Origin of the sequence: Mycobacterium sp. D16R24, assembly GCF_002013385.1 — a bacterium.
GTDB lineage: Bacteria > Actinomycetota > Actinomycetes > Mycobacteriales > Mycobacteriaceae > Mycobacterium.
In genome coordinates this window covers 207,947-231,858 of sequence record NZ_MAEV01000011.1, presented here as the reverse complement: position 1 = coordinate 231,858, position 23,912 = coordinate 207,947, and the positions used below count along the sequence as shown (strand labels likewise).

The 23,912-nt window shown below is 65.8% G+C and carries 23 protein-coding genes and 1 tRNA gene; 11 read left to right on the top strand and 13 right to left on the bottom strand.

Annotated features, from left to right (window positions below):
- Positions 1-7: 7 nt before the first annotated feature.
- The 3 genes from efeU to mfd all read right to left on the bottom strand — a co-directional run bounded on the left by efeU (position 8) and on the right by mfd (position 6,816).
- Positions 8-2,062, bottom strand: coding sequence for an iron uptake transporter permease EfeU (gene efeU / locus B4383_RS10205; protein ID WP_078290582.1), 2,055 nt, complete (start codon positions 2,060-2,062; stop codon positions 8-10).
- A gap of 120 nt (positions 2,063-2,182) precedes the next feature.
- The gene (locus B4383_RS10200; protein ID WP_078290581.1) at positions 2,183-3,166 is read right to left on the bottom strand and encodes a nucleoside triphosphate pyrophosphohydrolase; all 984 of its coding nucleotides are present in this window, start codon (positions 3,164-3,166) and stop codon (positions 2,183-2,185) included.
- A complete protein-coding gene (mfd, locus tag B4383_RS10195; protein WP_078290580.1) occupies positions 3,163-6,816 on the bottom strand; it encodes a transcription-repair coupling factor in 3,654 nt (1,217 codons plus the stop codon). Before mfd ends, B4383_RS10200 begins: the two co-directional genes overlap by 4 nt.
- Positions 6,817-6,923: 107 nt before the next feature.
- Between mfd and lysA the strand changes: the two genes are divergently transcribed.
- The gene (gene lysA, locus B4383_RS10190; RefSeq protein WP_078290579.1) at positions 6,924-8,270 is read left to right on the top strand and encodes a diaminopimelate decarboxylase; all 1,347 of its coding nucleotides are present in this window, start codon (positions 6,924-6,926) and stop codon (positions 8,268-8,270) included.
- A 28-nt stretch (positions 8,271-8,298) separates the two neighbouring features.
- Here the strand turns inward: lysA and B4383_RS10185 are convergent, their stop codons facing one another.
- The 6 genes from B4383_RS10185 to B4383_RS10160 all read right to left on the bottom strand — a co-directional run bounded on the left by B4383_RS10185 (position 8,299) and on the right by B4383_RS10160 (position 10,723).
- Positions 8,299-8,598 (bottom strand): hypothetical protein, encoded by a 300-nt coding sequence (locus tag B4383_RS10185; protein WP_078290578.1) that lies wholly within the window; start codon positions 8,596-8,598, stop codon positions 8,299-8,301.
- A gap of 89 nt (positions 8,599-8,687) precedes the next feature.
- Positions 8,688-8,957 (bottom strand): hypothetical protein, encoded by a 270-nt coding sequence (locus B4383_RS10180; RefSeq protein ID WP_078290577.1) that lies wholly within the window; start codon positions 8,955-8,957, stop codon positions 8,688-8,690.
- Between the two features lie 129 nt (positions 8,958-9,086).
- Entirely contained in the window at positions 9,087-9,326 is a 240-nt protein-coding gene (locus B4383_RS10175) for a hypothetical protein (RefSeq protein WP_078290576.1), read from the bottom strand.
- 102 nt (positions 9,327-9,428) lie between these two features.
- A complete protein-coding gene (locus B4383_RS10170) occupies positions 9,429-9,728 on the bottom strand; it encodes a hypothetical protein (protein ID WP_078290575.1) in 300 nt (99 codons plus the stop codon).
- 93 nt (positions 9,729-9,821) lie between these two features.
- On the bottom strand, positions 9,822-10,055 hold the full coding sequence (locus tag B4383_RS10165) for a hypothetical protein (RefSeq protein ID WP_176126576.1): 234 nt from the start codon (positions 10,053-10,055) through the stop codon (positions 9,822-9,824).
- Positions 10,056-10,129: 74 nt separating this feature from the next.
- Positions 10,130-10,723 (bottom strand): TetR/AcrR family transcriptional regulator, encoded by a 594-nt coding sequence (locus tag B4383_RS10160; protein ID WP_070936308.1) that lies wholly within the window; start codon positions 10,721-10,723, stop codon positions 10,130-10,132.
- Between the two features lie 151 nt (positions 10,724-10,874).
- On the opposite strand from B4383_RS10160, the gene B4383_RS10155 reads away from it, so the two are divergent.
- The 4 genes from B4383_RS10155 to B4383_RS10140 all read left to right on the top strand — a co-directional run bounded on the left by B4383_RS10155 (position 10,875) and on the right by B4383_RS10140 (position 14,254).
- A tRNA-Gln gene (locus B4383_RS10155) sits at positions 10,875-10,946 on the top strand.
- Between the two features lie 16 nt (positions 10,947-10,962).
- Positions 10,963-12,411 (top strand): bifunctional UDP-N-acetylglucosamine diphosphorylase/glucosamine-1-phosphate N-acetyltransferase GlmU, encoded by a 1,449-nt coding sequence (gene glmU / locus B4383_RS10150; protein WP_078290574.1) that lies wholly within the window; start codon positions 10,963-10,965, stop codon positions 12,409-12,411.
- A 183-nt stretch (positions 12,412-12,594) separates the two neighbouring features.
- Positions 12,595-13,581, top strand: a complete 987-nt coding sequence (locus B4383_RS10145; protein WP_005059141.1) for a ribose-phosphate diphosphokinase — start codon at positions 12,595-12,597, stop codon at positions 13,579-13,581.
- The gene (locus tag B4383_RS10140; protein ID WP_078290573.1) at positions 13,574-14,254 is read left to right on the top strand and encodes an LpqN/LpqT family lipoprotein; all 681 of its coding nucleotides are present in this window, start codon (positions 13,574-13,576) and stop codon (positions 14,252-14,254) included. The genes B4383_RS10145 and B4383_RS10140 overlap by 8 nt, the downstream gene beginning before the upstream one ends.
- Positions 14,255-14,259: 5 nt before the next feature.
- Here the strand turns inward: B4383_RS10140 and B4383_RS10135 are convergent, their stop codons facing one another.
- Positions 14,260-15,429: an erythromycin esterase family protein gene (locus B4383_RS10135; protein WP_176126574.1), complete on the bottom strand. Its 1,170-nt coding sequence runs from the start codon at positions 15,427-15,429 to the stop codon at positions 14,260-14,262.
- 40 nt (positions 15,430-15,469) lie between these two features.
- Between B4383_RS10135 and B4383_RS10130 the strand changes: the two genes are divergently transcribed.
- The 4 genes from B4383_RS10130 (at position 15,470) to B4383_RS10115 (ending at position 18,839) form a co-directional block, all read left to right on the top strand.
- Positions 15,470-16,354, top strand: a complete 885-nt coding sequence (locus B4383_RS10130; protein WP_078290625.1) for an oxidoreductase — start codon at positions 15,470-15,472, stop codon at positions 16,352-16,354.
- Positions 16,355-16,532: 178 nt separating this feature from the next.
- Positions 16,533-17,183, top strand: a complete 651-nt coding sequence (locus B4383_RS10125) for a 50S ribosomal protein L25/general stress protein Ctc (RefSeq protein ID WP_078290571.1) — start codon at positions 16,533-16,535, stop codon at positions 17,181-17,183.
- A 36-nt stretch (positions 17,184-17,219) separates the two neighbouring features.
- Entirely contained in the window at positions 17,220-17,786 is a 567-nt protein-coding gene (gene pth / locus B4383_RS10120; protein WP_078290624.1) for an aminoacyl-tRNA hydrolase, read from the top strand.
- Between the two features lie 30 nt (positions 17,787-17,816).
- Positions 17,817-18,839, top strand: coding sequence for a beta-ketoacyl-ACP synthase III (locus tag B4383_RS10115; protein WP_078290570.1), 1,023 nt, complete (start codon positions 17,817-17,819; stop codon positions 18,837-18,839).
- On the opposite strand, the gene B4383_RS10110 is transcribed toward B4383_RS10115, so the two are convergent.
- Positions 18,840-19,448, bottom strand: coding sequence for a TetR/AcrR family transcriptional regulator C-terminal domain-containing protein (locus B4383_RS10110; protein WP_078290569.1), 609 nt, complete (start codon positions 19,446-19,448; stop codon positions 18,840-18,842).
- 77 nt (positions 19,449-19,525) lie between these two features.
- On the opposite strand from B4383_RS10110, the gene B4383_RS10105 reads away from it, so the two are divergent.
- Together B4383_RS10105 and B4383_RS10100 are read left to right on the top strand one after the other, a co-directional pair.
- Positions 19,526-20,425: an alpha/beta hydrolase gene (locus B4383_RS10105; protein WP_078290568.1), complete on the top strand. Its 900-nt coding sequence runs from the start codon at positions 19,526-19,528 to the stop codon at positions 20,423-20,425.
- On the top strand, positions 20,412-21,068 hold the full coding sequence (locus B4383_RS10100; RefSeq protein WP_078290567.1) for a maleylpyruvate isomerase family mycothiol-dependent enzyme: 657 nt from the start codon (positions 20,412-20,414) through the stop codon (positions 21,066-21,068). The genes B4383_RS10105 and B4383_RS10100 overlap by 14 nt, the downstream gene beginning before the upstream one ends.
- Here the strand turns inward: B4383_RS10100 and B4383_RS10095 are convergent.
- Positions 21,065-22,714: a fatty acyl-AMP ligase gene (locus tag B4383_RS10095; protein ID WP_078290566.1), complete on the bottom strand. Its 1,650-nt coding sequence runs from the start codon at positions 22,712-22,714 to the stop codon at positions 21,065-21,067. The two genes, B4383_RS10100 and B4383_RS10095, sit on opposite strands and share 4 nt — an antisense overlap.
- Positions 22,715-22,945: 231 nt before the next feature.
- Positions 22,946-23,896, bottom strand: coding sequence for a 4-(cytidine 5'-diphospho)-2-C-methyl-D-erythritol kinase (locus tag B4383_RS10090; RefSeq protein WP_078290565.1), 951 nt, complete (start codon positions 23,894-23,896; stop codon positions 22,946-22,948).
- Positions 23,897-23,912 lie beyond the last annotated feature (16 nt).

Genomic DNA, 23,912 nt, shown 5'->3' with positions numbered 1-23,912 from the left:
TCCTTGGTCAACGGCTCGGCGGGAGTTCGATGAGCAGCGGTACCGAGGCAAGCGTCTCAAGCACGTGCCCTAGCGCGGCATCCACCGCCTGGCGGCCGGCCAGCGGCACCTGGTCAAGCGGTCGCCAGCGACCCCCTTGCTGCGTTGCCTTGAGTGCTGCGTCAAGAATCTCTAGCTGGGAATTGATTTCTCCCAACAGTTTTGGATCACGCGCAGTGATCAGCGCGGAGAACTGACCCAGTACCGCTCGGGTGGCTTCGATCGCGGCCGCCGCCTCCGGATACTCGGTCCCCGCCCCCTGGTTCGTGTAACCCATCAGCTGGAATCGCAAGGTGTCCTCGAGGATTTCGTGTGGACGCTTTGTCTGATCGGCCGGTTCGGTCATCACGTCGGCTAGATGCGCGCGCAGCGTGTCGATAGTAGACACCAATTCCTCTGTCACCGGCACCAACACCGACGCGGGCTGCCCGTGCCACAGCCCGTACTCCAGGCGGCGCAAGCCTTTGAAGTCGGGATCATTCACTCCGTCCGGGAGCCCATGCGGCAGCCCGGCGATGGCGTCCCCATAGTCCTTGAAACTGCCGTACGCCGCACCGATCCGATTCCAGGTCAGAATCGCCGGCACCCAATCCTTCTTAGCCGCCTCGACGTTTCCCGCGGCAAGGCCGGCACGAAGTGCCCGCGCCTGGGTGCCCAGTGCAACCAAAAGGTTGTCGGCGTAACGCTGGTAGGCCTCCATCGGCGGCTTGAGGTCGTCCTCGGTCACCCTGACGACAGGCCTGGGCGCACCAGGGAGGGCCTTCCCGCTGACCTGCAGGGCCGCGGAGTACCTGACCGGCTCTCCGGCCATCAGACACGCGAACGTGTACGTCCCGTCAGAGAGCGTTGCGGTGATCGTGGAGCTGGTCGACGGCCCGAGAGTTTCGATCTCGGCCACCACGCCGTTGTTGCCATCCACCAGGTTGATCTCACCGGTCTTACCCGACTTGTTCACGACAGAGAATGTCTGCACTCCAGTGCCAGCGGACTTCCAGTCCTCCGCACACCCCGTGGCAGTCACCGTCACCTGCGTACCGGCGTCACGATTGGCGGACGGCAGAATCGCGATCGCCGCGGCCGCGGCGAGTACGGGCACCACCACGATGGCCGCGACAACCGCGAGCGGACGCTGTCCAATCAGCCGGGCGAAGGCCGACGGTTGCCCGTCCGTCTCCAGCGCGCCCCTGGGCGAATGGTTTTCGCGTGACACCCGTAAGAACGGGGGTATCGCCAATATCAGGTACCCAGCCCACGCCACCACCTGCAGCACGGTCATCCGCGGGGTGAGCTGAGTGATACCCGTGACAATGGTGACCCACCAGGAGTCCGCTGAAATGTGTTGGCTCAGATCGAATGCGTACCAGGTCCGCCCGGGCAGCCACCCCGCGGTCTGCAGGTCGCCGATGCCATACGCAAGGATGCCCGCGGCGATCACGATGAGCACCACGGCCGTACGCGTGAAGAACACCTTGAGGTTGAGCTTGACCGCGCGGCGATACAGCAGCCAGCACAGCGCCACCGCGATCGCCAGCCCGATCGCGCCGCCGATCACCGGTCCGGTGGTCTCCCCCGCCGCCTTGGCCGCGGTCCAGAAGAACAGCGTTGTCTCCAGTCCCTCGCGGGCAACAGCCAAAAACGCCGTCAGGGCCAGCGCACCCGCACCGAGGATGAGGGCGTGCTCAACCTTCCCGGACAGCTCGCCGGACAGGCTGGCGGCGGTGCGCGACATCCAGAAGATCATCGCGGTGACCAATCCGACGGCGAGGATGCTGAGTACGCCGCCCACCACGTCCTGGCCATGTGCACCGAGCGAGCTGGTCGTGGAGTTGAGTACCGCCGCGAAGCTGGCCGACACGGAGAGTGCACCGAGCACGCCCAGCCATACCGGTGCGGTGGCCCGGCGCCCGTCGGCCGCCAGCGGTGAACGATGGACAGCGGCAAGCAGAATGCTCACCACAAGTCCCGCCTCCAGCCCCTCCCTCAGGCCTATAAGCAGATTGGGAACCGCATCCGATAAGACCACATAGATAAGGTATGGCGTACCTAAATGCTGTGCAAATGCTGTGCAAATGCTGTGCGGACCATAGTCCCTCGAAGCCGGGCACAAAGGCCCGCCCGGCGCGAACGTAGCTACCGTCTAGGTCTAGACCGACTCTGCGTCGGCGTCGTCGGCAGACGCCTCAACCGGACTCAGCAGCCAATGTTCGCGCCACTCCTCGCCGTCCACACCGCGCAGGTCCGTGCTGGCCAACCCTGCGGCCACATCCTCACCGCGCCGCCCGGCCAGAATGGCTCTCTCGGTGCGGCGCACGGTGTCCATGAACTCCAAAACATCTGCACGCAACTGGTTCTCGGCGTCGCCCTCGAGTTCAATGGTCACCGACAGCAGCTGTGCCGGGATCAACTCCTTGGGCAGCCCCGCGGCCGTCACCCTGCCCAGCACCTTCTGGGTGAGCGCGAGCGCGGGCTGGCTGCTAGACACACCGTCCAGGCACGAGTCGCGATCCTTTTCCTGCGACTTGCGCTCTTCCCATTGCGCCAGTTGCTCTTCCAGCGAGATCGAGCTGGAATCCCCACCGGCACCGAGTATTACCGGAATGCGGTTACCCAACTTGTTCAGCAGCGCCTCGGCGACATCGTCGATGTTGAACGGATGCTCCGGGGCGTCTTCCGCGATGCGGGCGTGGAAGAGCACCTGAAGCAGCACATCTCCCAGCTCTTCACGAAGCTCGTCCACGTCACCGGTGCGCACCGCATCGAACAGCTCGTAGGTCTCTTCGAGTAAATACCGGCGCAGGGAGTCGTGGGTCTGGGTGCTCTCCCACGGACCGTTGGTCCGCAGCCGGTCCATCACCGCCACCGCGTCGATGAGCTTCTCGCCCTGTCGCACCGGCGGCGCGATGACCTTGGCCCCTGCCTCGATTCGCGCCTTCACCTCCGGATGATCGCGATCCGAGGACAACAACGCGGGGGCATCCTCCCCGATGTACACCGGACGCGCGGTCGACAGCGTCCACGCCAGCCGGACCGGGAGCTCCTCGGTGTACTGCAGATCGCCGGCGAGCAAACCAACCGCCTCGACCGGGACCATCGACGGATGGCGCGGGTCCACAAGGATGACGGTCATTTGCTCACCTCCACTCGTGTTATATCAACACTGCCCGCGGGACGCCCCGACAATGCCAGCAGCAGATCAACAATCATATGCACGAGCTCCAGGTCACGGATTCGCTCCGAGCCCACACCCCCGTCGCCGGCACGCGGAATAGGAACCTGGACAACGGAAGTCGTCGCACGATATTGAGCCGCCGGGTGTAAACGTTTGAGCCTCAATTGCGCCGAATCCAGCAGGGGGAGCGGCTGTATTCGGATATTGGTGCCGGCCACCGAAAGATCGGTGATTTCCATCTCGCGGCACAGCAACCGCAGCGAGGCCACGGCGACCAATCGCTGCACGGGAAGCGGCAGCGGCCCGTAACGGTCTATCAGCTCTTCCACCGCCGCATTGATCTGCGCGGCGTCCCCGGCCGCCGCCAGCCTGCGGTACGCCTCGAGACGCAACCGATCGCTGCCGATGTAGTCCGTGGGCAGATGCGCGTCAACCGGAAGATCGATACGCACCTCCTTGGGCTCCTCCGCGGTCTGCACCGTCTTCCCGTCGGCGGCCGCGCGGTATGCCTCGACAGCCTCGCCGACAAGCCGGACGTAGAGATCGAAACCGACCCCGGCGACGTGACCGGATTGCTCGACGCCGAGCACGTTGCCCGCGCCACGAATTTCCAGATCCTTCATGGCGACGGCCATACCGGCACCCAGATCGTTGTTCTGCGCGATGGTCGAGAGCCTGTCGTACGCGGTCTCCGTCAGCGGCACCTCGGGCGAATACAAGAAGTACGCATACCCACGTTCCCGGCTGCGGCCGACGCGACCACGCAGCTGATGCAGTTGCGACAGTCCGAAGATATCGGCCCGCTCCACGATCAGTGTGTTGGCGTTGGAGATGTCCAGCCCGGTCTCGATGATGGTGGTGCACACCAGGATGTCGTACTCCCGGTTCCAGAACCCCTCGACGGTTCGCTCCAGCAATTCCTCGGGCATTTGACCATGCGCCACAACAACTCTGGCTTCCGGTACCAGCTCACGTAGCCGGGCGGCGGCCCTGTCGATGGTGCTCACCCGGTTGTGCACGTAGAACGCCTGTCCGTCGCGCAACAGCTCACGGCGCAATGCCGCCGCCACCTGCTTGTCGTCGTGCGGGCCCACGTACGTCAAGACAGGGTACCGCTCCTCCGGTGGCGTGAGGATGGTCGACATCTCCCGGATGCCGGCCAGGCTCATCTCCAGTGTTCGCGGGATCGGGGTGGCGCTCATGGTGAGAACGTCCACATGGGTGCGCAGCGCCTTGATGTGTTCCTTGTGTTCGACGCCGAAGCGCTGCTCCTCGTCGACGATCACCAGACCGAGGTCCTTCCACCGCACAGCCGTCTGCAGCAGACGATGGGTGCCAATCACGATATCGACTGAGCCGTCGGCCATTCCCTCGATGACCAGCTTCGAGGTGGCCGGATCGGTGAATCGGGACAGGCCCGCCACCTTCACCGGGAATCCCGCGGTGCGATCGGTGAAGGTCTGCAGGTGCTGGTCGGCCAGCAGTGTCGTGGGCACCAGCACCGCGACCTGCTTACCGTCCTGGACGGCCTTGAACGCCGCCCGCACCGCGATCTCGGTTTTGCCGTAGCCCACGTCGCCGCACACCACCCGGTCCATCGGGACCGGTTTCTCCATATCGGATTTCACCTCGGTGATGGCAGTCAGCTGATCGACGGTCTCGACGAAGCCGAAGGCGTCTTCCATCTCCCGCTGCCATGGAGTGTCCGGCGCGAAGGCGTGCCCGGGCGCGGCCTGACGCGCCGCGTACAACGCGACAAGCTCACCGGCGATCTCGCGAACAGCCTTGCGCGCCTTGGTCTTCGTGTTGGTCCAGTCACTACCCCCGAGCTTGCTCAGGCCGGGCGACTCGCCACCCACGTACCGGGACAGTTGATCGAGGGAATCCATCGGTACATACAGGCGATCGCTCTGCCCACCGGCGGCGGCTCCGCGCTTACTCGACGCGTACTCCAGCACCAGATACTCCCGGCGGGCTCCGCCGACGGTGCGTTCCACCATCTCGACGAATCGCCCGATGCCGTGCTGATCGTGCACCACGAGATCGCCGGCGCTGAGGGCGAGCGGGTCAACCTGGTTGCGGCGCTTGGCCGGTAACCGCTTGCCATCGGTGGCCGCCACCCGACTGCCGGTGAGGTCGGTCTCGGTGACGATGACGAGGTTGGCCCCCGGCAGCACCGCACCATCGGTGAGGTGACCGCGCAGGACTCCGACCACTCCCTCGGCGGGCTCGGCTCCGGGCTCCAGCAGTGTTGCAGGCGTTTCCGTTTCGGCCAGCTGCTCGATAATCCGGTGGGTGGTGCCCGCGCCGGCGGCTACCACGGCCGCCCGTCCACCCGTCATCACGTGGGCGCGCAGCATCGCGAAAATCTCCGCGGCGCCCTCCTTGTGACCGCGTGAGGATGGCGACTGGCGCACCGCAAGCTCAATGGACTTGTCGTCACCCATACTCAGCGGGCTCAGCGACCACCACGGATGTCCGGCCCCATCGGCGGTGTGCCTGACGTCATCAAGCTCTCTAAACCCCGAGTCGGCCAGCGCGGCAATATCGATCGGCGCATCTGCGCCTATCGCGGCGACCGACCAGGAGGCCTCCAGGAACTCACGGCCGGTGCGCTCCAAGTCGGCCGACCGGGTGCGGACCTTCTCGGGATCGCAGACCAACACGGGAGCGTTATCGGGCAGATGGTCGACCAGCATGGTGAGCTCACCCGAATGCAGCACGGGCAGCAGCGATTCCATCCCGTCAACGCAGATGCCGTCCGCCAGCTTGGCCAGCATCTCCCCCACTCCGGTCCCGATCCGGTGCTCATCGGGCACCTCCGCGGAGGCGCTCGCCACCGCGGCGAGTTCGGCGGCTCTGGCACGCACCTGCGCGGTGAGTAGCAGTTCCCGACAGGGCATCGCGAGCACGGAGGTGACCTCCAGCTCGGGGATCGATCGCTGGTCGGCGACCGAGAAGTAGCGCATCTCGCTGACCTCGTCGCCCCAGAATTCGACGCGCACCGGATGGTCTGCGGTGGGACTGAAGACGTCGAGAATGCCGCCGCGCACCGCGAACTCACCACGGCCCGCCACCATGTCCACCCGGGTGTACGCGAGCTCGGCCAGGCGGGCGATCAGCCCATCGAATTCCGATTCGGCACCGACCGTGAGCTCCACGGGCTCAAGATCGAACAACCCGGGAGACATTGGCTGCAGCAGCGAACGAATCGTGGTGACCACGACCCGCAGCGGTGGCCCCATCCGGGAATCCTCCGGATGCGCAAGCCGGTGCAGCACCTGCAGCCGCGCACCCACGGTGTCGACTCCGGGCGACAACCGCTCATGCGGAAGCGTCTCCCAGGACGGGAGCAGCGTCACCGCATCGCCGTATACGTCGCGCAGCTCGGCGGCGAGGTCTTGCGCCTCCCTCGTGGTGGCCGTCACAACCAAGACGGGCGCAGCACTCGCGTCGGCAATACCGGTCACGACGAATGCGCGGGCACACGACGGTGCCGTCAGATCAAGGCCGGTCTTGGCGGCGATGGCCGGGGCAAGAACATCGAATGCGGGATCCCGCAAGGCTGTCCGGATCACCCCGGCGAGAGGCGGGGCAGTCACAGTCATGGTCTGCTCATTCTACGGTGCCCAGATCTCGCCAATATCGGGCCCATCTCCGTCAAGGCCACGTCAAGAAACTCCGCATCCGATCACCACAGGCGCACGGTGGATACATGACACTTCTGGACCTCCTGCCGTCCTTACATAACGTGGCGCGCCCACGCGTCGACCCGGCCGTATGGCCGGTCACCACACACCTGGACGAGCAGGGCCGGATGTGCGTCGGAGAGACGGCACTCTCGGAAATCGCCGACCAATTCCGCACCCCCGCGTACGTACTCGACGAGGAGGACTTCCGCTACCGCGCCCGTCGCTATCGCAGTACCCTGCGCGAGATCGAGGTCGCCTATGCCAGCAAGGCACTGCTGACGGCCGACATCGCGCGCTGGGTGGCGCAAGAGGGCCTGTCGCTGGACGTCTGCTCCTCCGGCGAGTTGGCGACCGCACTCGCGGGCGGTTTCGATCCGGAACGAATCATCATGCACGGCAACGCCAAGACCCCTGATGAACTCAGTGACGCGGCCGCGGTGGGTGTGGGCCGGATCGTGGTGGACTCCTATACCGAGATCATGTTCCTGGCGACCCGGTTGTCCAAGCGCCAGCGAGTGCTGGTGCGGGTCACCCCCGATATCGACATCCACGGCCATGCCGCGGTGACGACGGGTGTCACCGACCAGAAGTTCGGGTTTCCCTTAAGTGGCGGGCATGCCACCGAGGCCGCCCGCCGCGTTCTTGACCAACCCCTGTTGAACCTGGTGGGCCTGCACTGCCATATCGGCTCACAGGTCACCGACTCCGCGCTCTACGGCGAGACCATCCGCCGCATGATCGCCGCGATGGCCGACATCCGCGCCAAACACGGCGTGATCCTGAGTGAACTCAATATCGGTGGCGGCCACGGTGTGCCCCACCGCTCGGGTGATCCCGAACTCGACCTGGCCGAACTGGCCGATTTCATCGACGACGCCCTCGACGCCGCCTGCGCGGCTGAGCGTTTCCCACGCCCGCGCATCGTGGTGGAGCCCGGTCGCGCCATCTCCGCGCGCGCGGGAGTGACGCTGTACCGGGTGGTGTCGGTCAAGACCCAGCCCGGCGGACGCACCTTCGTGGCCGTCGACGGCGGCATGAGCGACAACCCCCGCGTGTCGCTGTACGACGCGAAATACAGTGTGGCTCTGGCTAATCGGCATCCGTCTGCGCCGCCGCAGCTGGTGACCGTGGCCGGGCGGCACTGCGAATCCGGCGACGAGATCGCCCGCGATGTCAGCCTGCCCTCGGATGTACGCCCCGGCGACGTGCTGGCCGTGGCCTGCACCGGTGCGTACAACCACAGCATGGCCTCGTCCTACAACCTGGTCGGACGTCCCCCGGTGCTCGCGGTCCGCGATGGACGGGTGCGTGAGCTGGTACGCCGCGAGACCATCGCCGATCTGCTGTCACGGGACTGCGGCGCGCATTAGGGCAACAACGGCCCTCACGCTCGTCCGTCTACAGCGCGGCGCCGCTCTTGGTCGGGGCAACCGTCAGGGGCGGCGCCGGGATGTGGGCCGTAGGGGTTGAGTGGAGCTCGGCGTCACCGGGCTCGGAGCAGACCTCCTCACCCGGTTTTGGCGCACTGCACTTTTCGTGCGCTCCGGCCGGCGGAACGACCGCTGTCGGCAGCGCGCAGGCGGCCGCACCCGGCGCACACGGGGGATCGGCGTGAGATACGCCCAAAGCCAACGGCGTACCGATGGTGATACCCACCGCCACCAGCAGCGCCGCACGCCGTACCGGCACAAACATCATGAGAAGACGATAGGTCCGCCTGCCTCACGTTGCCATCGGACCGGCATTTTCCCAGTCAGTTCACAGCGAACTGCCAACCACGCCACGGCTCAGGGGTGATTGCGCGCCTCTCCGGGAGCATTGATCATCTGCCAGGGCGGCATGCCGCTTTGGGGAGCCTGCGGGATGTCCGCCGGATTTGGCTTCGAGTGCAATTCGGCGTCCTCGTGCACCGGAGCCGCAGGGGTCGGCGCCTGGCACATGGCCGGATCCGCGCACGGCTGCTCTGCCCCCGCCGCCGGGGCCAGTACCGCGGGCATGACGACCAGCGCTGACGCCGCCGCGGCTGCCACCACCCATCGCATCAGTATTGACGTCATGACACACACCTCGCCTATCCATCAACCCCAGGGTTTGACTTTAGGCGCTTTTCGCACGTCATACAGCTAGTTCACAGCTTTTCCGAACCTATCGGCCAGAATTACGCACGCGCGTTCCCTGGCAGCCATTCAGAGGTTGTCGGGACGCACCGGGACGTCGGGAGGCGTCGGCAGATCGGCCGGGTCCGGCCACGACCGCAGCTCGGCATCACCCGGCGTTATGCACACCTCGGAACCCGTCCGAGGCTGCGTGCAGTGCCCATGGCCGCCAAAGGCCACGCCCGTCGGACTCGTCGCCTCAATGCCAACAGGAACCGCCGCAAGTAGACCTGTCGCTACCACCGCCACGGCGTATCGAAGGCCAGGCATGGAACAACACCCCTTTAATGCTTAGATTCGCTAACAAGTCAACGCTAGACTCATTAGGATCCGAAAGCAACTATCAAGGGGTGTTGTTCCGGTGGCTACCGGTCAGTGGCCGCCCATACCGGGGTTACCGAAAACCATCCAGGGTGGAGTCTCGGCCTGCGGTACCGGTGGGATGTCTGCCGGGTTCGGCGACGAGTGCAGTTCCGCGTCCCCCGCACGGGTGCACACCATGTCGTCGGGTCCCCCGTTGCAATTCTCCGGGTTGGCCGGCTCGGATTGACACATTGCCGGGTCCGCACACTGCGGATCGGCCGCAGCAACGGAGGCCAGCGACACAGGCAAGGCGCCCAACGCGGCCGCGGCAGCCCCGATCACTGCCCATCGCACAACTACTGACGTCATGACAAACACCTCATCCTGTGGTCAACCCCAACACGTTAAATTCTAGGTGATCGACGCATGTCACGCACTGGTTCGGCCCGGTCACCGGTTCCGTCACGGGATCCAGATACCCGAGCCGGTACCCCCGACGACGAGCCACGGCGATGCCTGCGGAACGTCCGGGATGAACTCCCGGTTCGGCGTGGAATGCAACTCGGCGTTGCCCGGCTTCACACATACCCGTGCGGTCAGTGGGCCACTGCAGTTGTCCGCGGCCGCAGTGGGAGCACCCATCACGGCCACCGCGAGGGCAGCCGCGACGCCAAGAACGAGGCGAATCCCTGTCACGACCGACCACCTCCCATCCGAACCACTCGTTAGGTCAAACGGTGCGGAGCGCGCAGATGTTCCTGCCTGACGGGTCATTCCTCATGTAGCTGCGGATCTGCTTCCAGATGCTTCAGGCCATGCCAGCACAGGTTGACGATGTGCGCCGCCACCACTTCCTTCTTGGGCTCCCGGGCATCGAGCCACCACTGGGCCGTCATCGACACCTGACCCACCAGCGCCTGCGCGTAGAGCGGTGCCATCTCGGCGTCCAGGCCACGGCGCTGGAAATCGCCCGCCAGGATGCTCGACACCTGGCTGACCGCGTCGTTGAGCAGACTCGAATACGTCCCCGAGCTCACCCCGGGCGGTGAGTCCCGGATCAGGATCCGGAACCCGTCGGTGCGGTCCTCGATGTAGCTCAACAGGGCCAACGCCACCTGCTCCAGCCGCACCCGTGAGCGATAACTCGTCAACGACGAGGTGATGCCGTCGAGCAGCACCGACATCTCACGATCCACCACAACGGCGTAAAGACCCTCCTTGCCACCGAAATGCTCGTAAACGACCGGTTTGGACACCCCGGCGCGTTGCGCGATCTCCTCAATAGAAGTGGCCTCATACCCGCGTTCGGCGAACAACGACCGCGCGACATCGATCAGCTGGCGGCGGCGCTCAGTGCCGGCCATCCGGACGCGAGGAGTCCGCCCGGGGCCATCCGGCCTACTAGGTACCGCCATGTGCCATCACTTTCCTCGGTCGCATAACCGAGCTTGTGGACCTAATGTCGCTCGGGCAAGCCTCGCTCCTTGGTCGACTACAGTCTTCATTCTGTAACAGTCCGTCGTGGTGTAATCGGCAGCACCTCTGATTTTGGTTCAGATAGTTCAGGTTCGAGTCCTGGCGACGGAGCAGTAGGGAGTAGGAAATGCCAGGCAATTCCGCTGGGACCGCAGTAATCGTGCTGGCCGCGGGTGCCGGTACTCGTATGTGTTCGGACATCCCCAAGGTGCTGCATACCCTCGGCGGCCGCTCGATGCTGGCGCACTCGGTGCACGCCGCGGCCAGCGTCAATCCCGACCACTTGGTGATCGTGCTGGGACACGACCGTGAACGCATTGCCACCGCCGTGGAGATCCTCGCCGAGTCGCTGCACCGCAGGATCGGCGTCGCCGTGCAGGAACAGCAGCTCGGCACCGGGCACGCCGTGGCGTGCGGTCTGCAGGCGCTACCCGCGGACTTCACCGGCACCGTCGTCGTCACGTCCGGCGATATCCCGCTGCTCGACGGCGAGACCCTCGCGGGGCTGATCAGCCGGCACACATCCGAACCCGCCGCCGCCACCCTGCTGACCACCACCCTGGCCGATCCCACCGGTTACGGACGCATCCTGCGCACACAGGACCGCGAGGTCATCGCGATCGTCGAACAGACCGATGCCACCGACAGCCAACGCGCCATCGGTGAGGTCAACGCCGGGGTCTACGCCTTCGACATCGGGCCGCTGCATGCCGCGCTGTCTCAGCTGCGCTCCAACAACGCGCAACACGAGCTGTATCTCACCGATGCCGTGTCGATCATCCGCCAGAGCGGAAAAGTGGTGCACGCCAACCATGTTGACGACAGCGCACTGGTGGCCGGCGTCAACGATCGCGTACAGCTCTCCGAACTGGGCGCCGAGCTAAATCGGCGAATCATCCGCTTCCACCAGCGCGCCGGGGTCACTATCGTCGACCCCTCCAGCACCTGGATCGACGTCGATGTCCGAATCGGTCAAGACGCGACCATCGCGCCCGGCACCCAACTGCACTCGCAGACCGTCATCGGCAGCCACTGCCACATCGGCCCCGACACCACGCTCATCGACGTCACGGTCGGCGACTCGGCGACAGTCATCCGCACCCATGGCCAGGGGTCCACGATCGGCGCGCGATCGGTCATTGGGCCGTTCACGTACCTGCGGCCGGGCACAGTGACGGGCGAGAGCGCCAAGCTGGGCGCGTTTGTGGAGGTCAAGAATTCCACCGTGGGCCGCGGCACCAAGGTGCCGCATCTGACCTATGTGGGCGATGCCGACATCGGTGAGCACAGCAACATCGGAGCATCCAGCGTATTCGTCAACTATGACGGAGAAACGAAGCGGCGCACCGTGATTGGCTCGCATGTGAAGACCGGTTCGGACACCATGTTCGTGGCCCCGGTGACCGTCGGCGACGGGGCGTACACCGGCGCCGGAACAGTCATCCGCGAGGATGTGCCGCCGGGTGCGCTGGCGGTGTCGGCCGGTCCGCAGCGCAACATCGAAGGCTGGGTGGCGCAGAAGCGCCCGGGAAGCGACGCCGCCAAGGCCGCCGAGGAGGCGTCCAGGAATTCCTGATCGCCGGGTGTGAACACCGCTGCTCACGCCCGGCGAATGCCGGGTTTGGCCATATCGCGTTCAAATTCCGGCAACCCGCTCCCAGTCACCAGGGAAAGGTCCGTACGATTACCCCGACGGGACGGAACCCGGCCCCGTCGTTGCAAAGCCCAAAATTACCAACCCAAGAGGACTAGCTGCGCCGTGAGCACCGACTGGACGGATAACCGCAAGAATCTGATGCTGTTCTCGGGTCGCGCGCACCCTGAACTGGCCGAACAGGTCGCCAAGGAACTCGATGTCCAGGTGACCGCTCAGACCGCCCGCGATTTCGCCAATGGCGAGATCTTCGTGCGGTTCGAGGAGTCAGTGCGCGGCTGCGACGCGTTTGTCCTGCAATCGCATCCGGCACCGCTGAACACCTGGCTGATGGAACAGCTGATCATGATCGATGCGCTCAAGCGCGGCAGCGCCAAGCGGATCACCGCGATCCTGCCGTTCTACCCCTATGCGCGCCAAGACAAGAAGCACCGCGGCCGCGAGCCGATCTCGGCCCGCCTGGTGGCCGACCTGTACAAGACCGCCGGCGCCGATCGCATCGTCACGGTGGACCTGCACACCGATCAAATCCAGGGCTTCTTCGACGGACCGGTCGACCACATGCGGGCCCAGTCGCTGCTGTGCGGATACATCGCCGAGCACTACGTGAGCAACGGCGAAGACGTAGTCGTCGTGTCGCCGGACTCCGGGCGCGTGCGCGTCGCCGAGAAGTGGGCCGACTCGCTCGGTGGTGTGCCGCTGGCCTTCATCCACAAGACGCGTGACCCGCGAGTGCCGAACCAGGTCAAGGCCAACCGCGTCGTCGGTGACGTCACCGGCAAGACCTGCGTCATCACTGACGACATGATCGACACCGGTGGCACCATCGCCGGGGCGGTCGGACTGCTCCACGAGGCCGGAGCCAAGGACGTCGTGATCGCCGCCACCCATGGCGTGCTATCCGACCCCGCCGCCGAGCGTCTGGCCAACTGCGGCGCCCGCGAGGTACTCGTCACCAACACACTGCCCATCGGCGAGGAGAAGCGCTTCCCGCAGCTGACGGTGCTCTCGATCGCGCCGCTGCTGGCCAGCACCATCCGCGAGGTTTTCGAAAACGGCTCCGTAACAGGACTTTTCGACGGGAATGCGTAGCGCCGCGCTGGTCGCCGGGTGCCTGATGGCGCTCGCGACGGCCGGATGCGACTCGAAACAACCCGAACCACAAGCCGTTTCATCACCTAGCCCAACGTCGGGCAGCGCAACACCAAGCAGCTCGGCGTCGAGCAGCTCGACACCTCCTACCGCCACGCCGCTGTCGATGAACGACTACCTGCAAAGCGTCGGCGTCACGGTCGTCCCGGTGTCCCCGGCGAGTCCGGCGAACGTGCGCGTCGAAGTCCCGCTGCCCGAGGGCTGGGAGAACCTGGGCTCGCTCGATCCCGCCTACCTGATCAGCGACAAACCCAGCGGGGCCGATCAGGGCCGGACACCGAGTGCGGTGATCTACCTCATCAAGCTGGACGGCCCCTTGGATGCTCGCAAGGCAATCACCGAACACGGGTTCTCCGACGCGGAGAACACCCAGAACTTTCAGAAGATCACCTCATCCCTGGACGACTTCCAGGGATATCCGTCGGCCGCCATCGAGAGCATCTACGACAACCAGAACGTACGGGTGCACTCGTGGAACCGGGACGTCATCGTCCCGGACGGGTCGCTGAACTACCTGGTGCAGCTCACCGTGACGACCACCGAGGCGCAGTCCGCGGCGCTGTCCAAGGATGTCGCCACCCTCACCGAGGGCCTCAAGATCACCAAGCGGTAAGGCCGCTAAAGGCTACGAATGAACGCGATGGCGTCCACGCCTTCCAGGTGGGCGGGATCGACCGGGCAACAGCCGGACTGCGGCGGCACGTCCTGCCGGGGCGACAATCCGCCGGGAATCTCGGTGACGGGGAAGAGGATCCGGTCGGGGCCCCAGCTCCACATCCATCCATGCAGGGTGGCGGCATGCGGCACACCGATGTCCGCGGACTCATGGGTGCCGAAATCGCTCGCGATGACCGCATACGGGACGCGGCCCGCCGAGGCAACCAGCGCTCCGGCACACCACCAGCTGGACTGCACGGAGCCCATGGACACCGTGGTCTGATGTCGCTGCAGATGTCCGTTGTGGGCGAACACCAGCGTTGGGCCGCTGTGTATCTCGGCGTCGGCGATCGCCTCCAGATTCTCGGCCATGAGCGCATCCCGGACACCCAACATGGTGGACATCCGGGACGGGCCGGGGTCGGCCATCGCGAAATGCGCCCGCAGCAGGCCGACCGCCGCGCGGGCGACAGTGCGCATCTGCCAGAACTGCTCCGGCGAGGTTGAGGCACGCAACGCCGGGGCGTACCTCTCCAATGCGACCACGAGTTCATCGGCGATCAGCCGCAATTGGCGTGCCGGAGCCGATCGTCCGATGGAAACCGCGGCATCGATCATGGCGTCCGGATGAGACCAGGCGGCATCGTCGCCCACCAGATCGGTGATCACGTCCTCCGAATACGGCAGGGCGGCACCACCGGTTGACAGATATCTGTGCACCGCAAGAAGGGTGTCGCGCGGGCTCGGTGAGGCCATCATCTCGGTGGTGGCGTCGAAACCGTAAAACCGCACCTGCTCGCCGGCGTCTCGGCCGACGTTCCAGTCGCGCAGCCACTCGACCAGCTCGCGGCTGGCCGGGTAGGCGCCGAAGCCGTGGCTGAACCCGGCGTCGAGCACGTCCTCGAGAGTCCCCTCCCCAGTCGTCACATACCGGTTGACGGCGAACCCCGCCACGGCGTCACTCTCCACCGCGACCGACCGGAAACCGCACTCGGCCACGAGGTGACGAAGCAGCCGATTGCGCAGATGCCCGAACTCCTGCGGTCCATGGGTGGGTTCGCCGATGCCGAGCAGGCGGGGCGGGGTGCTCAGGCCCGAAAGGAAGGCGTCGATGTCTACCTCAAAAGTCACACCTCGACGGTATCGGCCTTCGCCATTAGGGTCAGCTCCCGTGACCAAGTCGACGACCACATGGACCGCTGCAGAACTGCCGTCATTCGAGGGCCGCACCGTCATCATCACCGGAGCCAACAGTGGGCTCGGCCTGGAGACCGCACGCGAGCTGGCCCGGGTAGGTGCCCATGTCGTGATGGCCGTGCGCAACACCGAGAAGGGCAAGGCCGCCCAAGCAACCATCACCGGAAGCACCGAGGTTCGACAGGTCGACGTGGCCAACCTGGCTTCGGTGCGCGCCTTCGCCGATACCGTCGAAGCCGTCGACATCCTGGTGAATAACGCCGGCATCATGATGGTGCCGCAGGCCAAGACCGCCGATGGCTTCGAAAGCCAGATCGGCACAAACCATCTCGGCGCCTTCGCGCTCACCAACCTGCTGCTGCCCAAGATCACCGACCGGGTGATCGCGGTGGCATCCGTCGCCCACCGTGCCGGGAAGATCAACCTGTCCGACCTCAACTACGAGCGCCGCGGGTACACCCGCGCGGGGGCGTACGGCGCATCCAAGCTCGCCAACCTGCTGTTCACGAAGGAATTGCAGCGCCGCCTGAGCGCGGCCGGATCATCGGTCCGCGCGCTGACCGTCCACCCGGGTGTGGCCGCCACCGAGCTGCAGTCGCACAGCGGGAATCCGCTCTTCGAGATCGCCCTGAAGACCGGCAATCTCTTCGCGCAGGACGCCGCACATGGCGCCCTCCCAGCGCTGTACGCCGCATCCCAGGACTTGCCGGGTGACACATACATCGGGCCGGACGGGCCGTTCGAGGCCAAGGGCTACCCCAAGCCGGTGGGCCGCAGCCGCAGAGCACAGGACGCCGAGAGCGCGAAGGGCCTGTGGGACCTGTCCGAGCAGCTCACCGGGGTTTCCTTTGCCCTTTGACCAGCACTGACACCCGAGCTGATTGGCCTTTCGGGCTCGTGCTCGGCTACTCTGAGCGGGCTGTCACGGCGAGGGTGGGTCTTCCCACCGTTATCGACGGGAATCTTGTACTCATCGGGGCCTCCGCCCCGGATGTCCTCCCTGCGCCGTGCCTAACGAAACGCAAGGAGTAGACCAAATGTCCAAGAAGAACACCCCCACCAGCAATAACCTCACCGTCACCGTCCGCACGGACACCGGCAAGGGCGCCTCGCGCCGCGCACGCCGCGACGGCCTGGTTCCCGCGGTTCTGTACGGCCACGGCACCACCCCCGAGCACCTGAACCTGCCGGCCCGTGATTTCGCGGCCGTGCTGCGCCACACCGGCACCAACGCCATCCTGACCCTGGACATCGAGGGGCGCGAGCAGCTGGCCCTCACCAAGACCATCGAGATTCACCCCATCCGCCGCAACCTGGTACACGCCGACCTGCTGGTCGTGCGCAAGGGCGAGAAGGTCACCGTTGAGGTGAACGTCCACATCGAGGGCGACGCCGAGAGCGGCACCCTGGTCACCCAGGACGCCAACACCCTGGAGATCGAGGCCGAGGCGCTGTCGATCCCCGAGTTCCTCACCGTGTCGGTTGAGGGCCTTGCCGCGGGCACCCAGATCACCGCCGGATCGATCGAGCTGCCCAAGGGCTCGACCCTGATCTCCGATCCCGAGACCCTGGTCATCAACGTCGTCGCGGCCCCGACCGCTGACGAGATGGACGCCGAGGGTGGCGGCGAAGGTGCTGCCGAGGCTCCCGCCGCGGATGAGGCCGCCGAGGGCTCCACGGAAGAGTAGGCGGAGTAGTCCGTGCCCGACGTATCCGACGATGCCGTGCTGGTGGTCGGCCTGGGCAACCCCGGGCCGACCTACGCCAAGACCCGGCACAACCTCGGATTCATGGTTGCCGACCTGTTGGCGGCCAAGGACGGCGCGACATTCAAGCCGCACAAGAAGTCCGGCGCCGAGGCGACGACGATTCGCCTCGGCGGCCGGGCCGTGAATCTGGCCAAGCCGCGCACGTTCATGAACACCTCCGGCCCACAGGTGGCGGCGCTGGCCCACTTCTTTTCGGTTCCCCCGGGCAACGTCATCGTGATACACGATGAACTGGATCTCGATTTCGGCACGGTGCGACTCAAGCGCGGCGGCGGCGAGGGGGGCCACAATGGGCTGCGCTCGGTGTCCCAGTCGCTGGGTACCAAGGACTATCTGCGGGTACGCCTGGGTGTCGGGCGTCCTCCCGGCCGCAAGGATCCGGCCACGTTCGTGCTGGAGAATTTCGCCAAGACGGAGACCGAACAGGTTCCCCTCCTGTGTGAGCAGGGTGCCGATGCCACGGAGCTCCTGATCCGCCTGGGCCTGGAGGCGGCACAGAATCAGGTACATGCCTGGACCTAGACACCCGGTTGGTCCCGCTATGGTCTCCTCATGACCGACATCGCGGAGATCACCGGCGTCAACAAGATCGGCCTGCTCAGCCTGGGCGCGTACCGTCCCGAACGCGTCGTCACCAATGAAGAGATCTGCGAGCACATCGAGTCCTCGGACGAGTGGATCTACACCCGCACCGGTATCAAGACCCGCCGGTTCGCTGCCGACGACGAATCCGCCCAAACCCTCTCCATCGAGGCCGGACGCAAGGCCATCGCCAACGCCCTGCTGACCGGCGCCGAGATCGACGCCGTCATCGTCGCCACCAGCACCCACTACCTGCAGACGCCGGCATCCGCCCCGGCCGTCGCCACCGCGCTGGGAGCCCAGGGTGTCCCGGCGTTCGACCTGTCCGCGGGCTGCGCCGGGTTCGGATACGCGGTGGGCGTGGCGGGCGACATGATCCGCGGTGGCAGCGCCAGCAAGGTGCTGGTCATCGGCTCGGAAAAGCTCTCCCCCGCACTGGATATGACCGATCGGGGCAACTGTTTCATCTTCGGCGACGGGGCCGGCGCGGTCGTCGTCGGCGAGACCGCCGAACAGGGCATCGGCCCCACGGTGTGGGGCAGCGACGGCAGTCAGGCCAACGCCATTCGTCAGGACATAGACTGGATGGACTTCGCGGCGGCGCCCGACCCGGAGGGCCCGCGCCCCTATCTGCGCATCGAGGGAACCTCAGTATTCCGTTGGGCCGCATTCGAAATGGGCAAGGTGGGGCAGCGCGCCCTGGAGGCAGCCAAGGTGGGCCCCGAGGATATCGACGTCTTCGTGCCGCACCAGGCCAACAGCCGGATCAACGAATTGCTCGCCAAGAACCTGCATCTGCGTTCAGATGCGGTGATCGCCAACGACATCGAGCACACCGGCAACACCTCTGCCGCGTCGGTTCCGCTGGCCATGGAGGGCCTGCTGTCGACCGGAGCCGCCAAGCCGGGCGACCTGGCCCTGCTCATCGGATACGGCGCCGGACTGAGCTACGCCGCCCAGGTGGTCAGGATGCCACCCGTGCCGTTTGAGTGACTAGCGCGCCCGCATCGCGATGCCATCGAGCAGCATGGCGATACCGAGCTCGAATTCGGTTGTAGGGCTGGTTCGTTGCGCTACCTCGGCGAGCGCCGCCACATTCGGATAGTCGTCGCCAGCCACCGCGCTAATCTGCGTGGCCGCTCCCTGAGGGTCGGCCCCCAAACCGGCCTGTGCGGAGCCGAGCGCAAAACCCAACACCGCCCGGAAGGCCGCCAGCCGGCTTTCCCCATCGAGCCCGCCGCGTCCCAACGCGGCGATGAGCGCATCGATCACAGCGAACCCCGCTGGCGAGGACACCCGGCGCGTGAGCACCAACGGGATGGCGGCGGGGTGCTTACCCACCGCGATCCAGATGCCACGGGCGATCCGTTCGACATCGGCGCGCCAATCCGCAGATGACCCGGGTGCCGCGACCGTGGCGAGCACGGCCGTCACGACCAACTCTTCCAGGCCTTCTCTGTCCGTGACGTAGTTGTAGAGCGTCATCGGCCCGGTGCCCAGCGCCGTCGCCAATGATCGCATGCTCAGCGCCGACAGCCCCCTGGCATCCACGAGCTCCAGCGCGGTGATGGCTATTTCGTCCCGGGTAAAGCGTGCTTTCATTCATCCCCTTGACAAGTACATCGTACGTATTGCAGTCTCGCCATACACGTACATCGTACCTATGGAAGGTCCTCGCGATGACCACATCAACCACAGAGCGCCTCACGTTCTCCTCCGGCGGCATCCGGTGCACAGGGTGGCTCACCCGCCCCGCAGGACCCGGCCCGCACCCCGCGATGGTGCTGGTGCACGGCCTGGGGGCCACCCACGACATGATGTTGCCGCAGTACGAGCAGCATTTCGCGGCGGCCGGCATCGCCACGCTGGCATTCGATTACCGATACACCGGCAGCTCGGAAGGATCCCCGCGCCAGCAGTTCTCGATGCGCGGCCAGCGTCACGATGTCGAGTCAGCCATCGCCGTCCTGCAGGCCCACCCGGACGTCGACCATGCACGCATCGCGCTGTGGGGCACCAGTCTCGGCGCCATGCACGTCGCACTGGTGGCCGCCGCCCGCAGCGACCTCGCCGCCGCGATCATCCAATGCCCGATCGTGCACGGGCCCGGTGCCGCGCGTACCTCCAGCCTCTGGTCGATGCTGCGGCTGGGACCGCCGATCGTTGAGGATCTGCTGCGCAAGGCATTCGGCCGATCGAGACGATACGTGCCGATCGTCGGGCCACCGGGAAGCCTCGCGCTGGTGAGCGCACGTGGCGCCCTGGCGGGTTGGGAGTCGACCTGCCCACCGGGTCACGAGTTCGACAATCGGATTGCGGCCGCCGATGCCTGCGCGCTGGTGTTCACCACCGCGCTGGGGCGGTCGCGCGCGATCGGCGCACCGCTGATGGTGTGCGTCTGCGACCACGAGGGACTCATGGATCCCCGATACGCCGAGCAGGCGGCCCGTCGTGCACCGCGCGGTGTCGAGTTCCATTACCAATCCGACCATTTCGATATCTATCACCCGCCGGTGCTGGAACGAGCCCTCGCCGATCAAACCCTGTTTCTTCAGGATCACCTGCATGTCGGCCGCTGACCTCCTGCGCGGCAATGACCTGCGGTTCCTGGCCGCCGCGCAGGATCTCACTGTGGAGGAATGGTTGCGGCCCAGCCTGTGCACGGAATGGTCAAATCATGAAGTACTGGCGCATTTGGTGGTCGGGCGCAGTGCGTCGGTGCGCGATATCACCGCGGGCATGATCCGCCGACGGTCATTCGATCGGGAGAACACCTATGCGGCAAGGACTCTGGCCGCCGATTACGCACCCACAGAACTTCTGAACGAGTATCGCGGCTTCATCGACCAACCCATCGGGATCGGCAAGGTGTTTCCACGCACCCTGCTACTGGGCGATCACGTGGTCCACGAACTCGACATCCTGTTCGCGCTTGAGCGCACGTCGTCGATACGCTCCGAGATTCTCGTCAAGGTGCTCAATACCCAAGTAGAGCTGCCCAATCCGTTCGTACCCGCATATTTCACCGCGCGAGGGCTCCGGCTGCGTGCGACGGATGCGCATTGGGCTCACGGAAATTCGGGGCCGGTCGTCGAAGGCGCGGCCGCAGCGCTCGCCTCGGTCCTGGCCGGCAGGCCAAAGATGCTCGCGCACCTCAGTGGCGAGGGAGCCGCAGTGCTAGCGGAGCGGCTCGGCGCGCGAAGCGAAGGCGTCAGCACCTAGATGACGAGGGCCACCGAGGTCGAACGGCGCAGCTTGCCCGACGGGGTCTTCGGAATGCTGCCCGGCCCGAGCACCACCACATTGCGTGGTCGCACATCGACCTCGGCCACAACCTCGTGCGCGACCTGCTGCTCGATCCGACGAACCTCGTCCGCGTTCTCGAATGCGTTGGACTCCACCACAACCGCGAAGGTCTCGCGCTGGTTCTTGGGGTCGACTCCGGCCTCCAGGCGCACGGCGACCGCACAACCCGGCCGCACACCCTCGACGCGACCGGCCGCACGCTCGATATCGGTCGGATAGATATTCCGGCCCGCCATGATGATGACGTCCTTGACGCGTCCGCAGACCACCACGTGGCCTCTTTCAGTCAGATAGCCAAGATCACCCGTGTTGTACCAACCGTTTTCGTCCTGCGCAGCCAGGAATCCACCCATGGTGACGTAGCCGGGTGTCACCGACTCGCCGCGCAACTCGATCACGCCGACGCCGCGCGGGGGCAGCACATTCAGGTCCTCATCGATGACACGCGCCTCGATACCGGGCAACAGCGGTCCCAGCGTCGCCAGGTGACGGAGGTTTCCGCGGGTAGCGGGAACGGCCCGACGCAGCGCGGCCAACAGGTCGGCATCTACCTCGTCGACAATCAGACCGGAGGCCTCAACCTCCGAGAAGGACACGGCCAGAGCAGTTTCCGCCATTCCGTAGGCGGGGACCATCGCAGAGGACTTGAAGCCGAACGGCTTTCCGGCATCACACAGGTCATCGACCACCGCCGGGTCCACCGGCTCGGCACCGGAGAGTACGAACCGCAGCGTCGACAGGTCGAAGTCGCCCGGCTTAGCCTGGTTGCGCAGCCGCTTGGCCAACAGCGAGTAGGCGAAGTTCGGGGCGGCCGTCATCGTGCCCTTGTACTTGTCGATCAGCCTGCCCCACAACAGAACATCGCGCATGAAGTCCATCGGGGTGATCTTCACCAGCTCGGCACCGAAGAACATCGGCACCGTGAGGAAGCCGACCATGCCCATATCGTGGAACAGCGGCAGCCAGCTGACCATCACGTCGGACTCGGGATTGTACTTGGAGGCGACATACATGCCGTGCGCGTTGGCATACAGGTTGCGGTGAGTGATCTTGACTGCCTTCGGGGAACCAGTCGACCCCGACGTTAATTGCATGAGCGCAACGGCGTCCTCGTCGACAACGAGGGGTTCGATCGGATCGGCATCCCACAGATCCTTGACCTGGACGACGATGACACCCTTGTCCTCCAGCACCGGAGTCGCGGCGTCGAACGGCGCGGACACGATGACGGCCTTCGCGCCGATCATGTCGACGACCTTGAGGGTGTCCTCGGCCCACACCGCCAGGTCGGTGCGCGGGGTCGGCTGGTGCAGCATCGTCAGCGAGGCACCGCGCATCCATACGGCCTGGATCGCCGGGGCGATCTCGACGGGCATGCCCACCAACATGCCGATCGCATCGTCAGGCCCAACACCCGCAGCAGCCAAACCACCGGCCAGCTGCTTGGCGCGCTCGTGTACCTGCTTCCAGGTGTGGCGCACAGGAGTGTCGGGTTCGCCGGTGACCATGCCCTTGGAGCTGGACAGTGCGTTGGCGTACAGCTCGTCGGTAAACCTGCTCACAGTTCCTCCTGGCCTAGGCCTGTTGGGCGAGTCACGCGTCCTTATCGGATAGTCCGCCACAGCTGCCGCGACGCGTAGTAGGCGCGCGCAGTGCCTTTAGCAGCGGATTCATATCGTTCAGGTGACAGTCCGGGTGCCTTCTTATGGTCCCGTAGCATCTTAGGCTTTTCTTAATCGACGGCCAAACCTACTGTGATCTGGCCGTTCGGCGTGTCGCGTTGCTCGGCGTGTCTAGCCGTCGCTGCGGCCCCGAATGACCTGCGCACCGTGCACGGGCCCGCTGGCCACCCGGACGGTCCGGCACACACCGGCGCCCGCCAGCTCGGCGCCTACCTGCACCGCACCCTCGGCCGAGGCGCACAAGAACGCACAGGTAGGGCCAGAACCGGACACGATCCCGGCGAGGGCGCCCGCAGACTCCCCGGCGCGGAGCGTGCGCCGCAGACCGGGATTGAGGCTCACCGCGGCGGCCTGCAGTTCATTACCCAGCAGCGGCGCCAGCCGGCGCGCGTCACCGGCAGCGAGTGCACCGAGCAATTCGTCGGACTCGTCAAGCCGTGGCGGATCACCGTTCTCACGCAGCCGGTCAATCTCCCGGAATACATCCGGCGTGGACAATCCGCCATCGGCGAAGGCGAACACCCAGTGAAAGACGTTGCGTGCCAACACAGTGGCCAGCTGCTCGCCCCGGCCTGTGCCCAGGGCGGTTCCCCCGTGCAGCGCGAACGGCACATCGCTGCCCAGCTGAGCGGCCAGGTGATTCAGATCGCGGCGCGGCACACCGGCGCGCCACAGCTCGTTCATCGCGACCAGCACCGCGGCCGCATCGGCAGATCCGCCCGCCATACCTCCCGCGACCGGGATGTCCTTGTTGATGAAAATAGAGACGTCCGGGGCGCGGCCGACGTGATCGGCGAAGAGCTCGGCAGCCTGCCAGGCCAGGTTGCGCTCGTCCGTGGGCACCACACCCTCGCCCTGCCCGACGACATCGACGGAGAGCACGTCGGCATCCCGAACCGTGACGTCATCGGCCAGCGATACCGCATGGAAAACGGTCGTCAGCTCGTGATAGCCATCCTCGCGCAGATCTCCGACGGCGAGGTACAGATTGACCTTGCCGGGCGCCCGAACGGTCACCGCGCCAGTGGGCACCCAATCGGAGACGGTCTCTGACACGCCCATGAGGGTACGTTCTAGC

Excerpts from the sequence above, each read along its gene's own strand:
- B4383_RS10170 (WP_078290575.1), bottom strand. The coding sequence starts at position 9,728 with ATGACGTCAGTAGTTGTGCGATGGGCAGTGATCGGGGCTGCCGCGGCC.
- B4383_RS10185 (WP_078290578.1), bottom strand. The coding sequence starts at position 8,598 with ATGATGTTTGTGCCGGTACGGCGTGCGGCGCTGCTGGTGGCGGTGGGT.
- B4383_RS10200 (WP_078290581.1), bottom strand. The coding sequence starts at position 3,166 with ATGACCGTCATCCTTGTGGACCCGCGCCATCCGTCGATGGTCCCGGTC.
- B4383_RS10175 (WP_078290576.1), bottom strand. The coding sequence starts at position 9,326 with ATGCCTGGCCTTCGATACGCCGTGGCGGTGGTAGCGACAGGTCTACTT.
- glmU (WP_078290574.1), top strand. The coding sequence starts at position 10,963 with ATGCCAGGCAATTCCGCTGGGACCGCAGTAATCGTGCTGGCCGCGGGT.
- B4383_RS10105 (WP_078290568.1), top strand. The coding sequence starts at position 19,526 with ATGACCACATCAACCACAGAGCGCCTCACGTTCTCCTCCGGCGGCATC.
- mfd (WP_078290580.1), bottom strand. The coding sequence starts at position 6,816 with ATGACTGTGACTGCCCCGCCTCTCGCCGGGGTGATCCGGACAGCCTTG.
- B4383_RS10180 (WP_078290577.1), bottom strand. The coding sequence starts at position 8,957 with ATGACGTCAATACTGATGCGATGGGTGGTGGCAGCCGCGGCGGCGTCA.
- B4383_RS10115 (WP_078290570.1), top strand. The coding sequence starts at position 17,817 with ATGACCGACATCGCGGAGATCACCGGCGTCAACAAGATCGGCCTGCTC.
- B4383_RS10110 (WP_078290569.1), bottom strand. The coding sequence starts at position 19,448 with ATGAAAGCACGCTTTACCCGGGACGAAATAGCCATCACCGCGCTGGAG.
- B4383_RS10125 (WP_078290571.1), top strand. The coding sequence starts at position 16,533 with ATGTCCAAGAAGAACACCCCCACCAGCAATAACCTCACCGTCACCGTC.
- lysA (WP_078290579.1), top strand. The coding sequence starts at position 6,924 with ATGACACTTCTGGACCTCCTGCCGTCCTTACATAACGTGGCGCGCCCA.
- B4383_RS10160 (WP_070936308.1), bottom strand. The coding sequence starts at position 10,723 with ATGGCCGGCACTGAGCGCCGCCGCCAGCTGATCGATGTCGCGCGGTCG.
- B4383_RS10140 (WP_078290573.1), top strand. The coding sequence starts at position 13,574 with ATGCGTAGCGCCGCGCTGGTCGCCGGGTGCCTGATGGCGCTCGCGACG.
- B4383_RS10100 (WP_078290567.1), top strand. The coding sequence starts at position 20,412 with ATGTCGGCCGCTGACCTCCTGCGCGGCAATGACCTGCGGTTCCTGGCC.
- B4383_RS10090 (WP_078290565.1), bottom strand. The coding sequence starts at position 23,896 with ATGGGCGTGTCAGAGACCGTCTCCGATTGGGTGCCCACTGGCGCGGTG.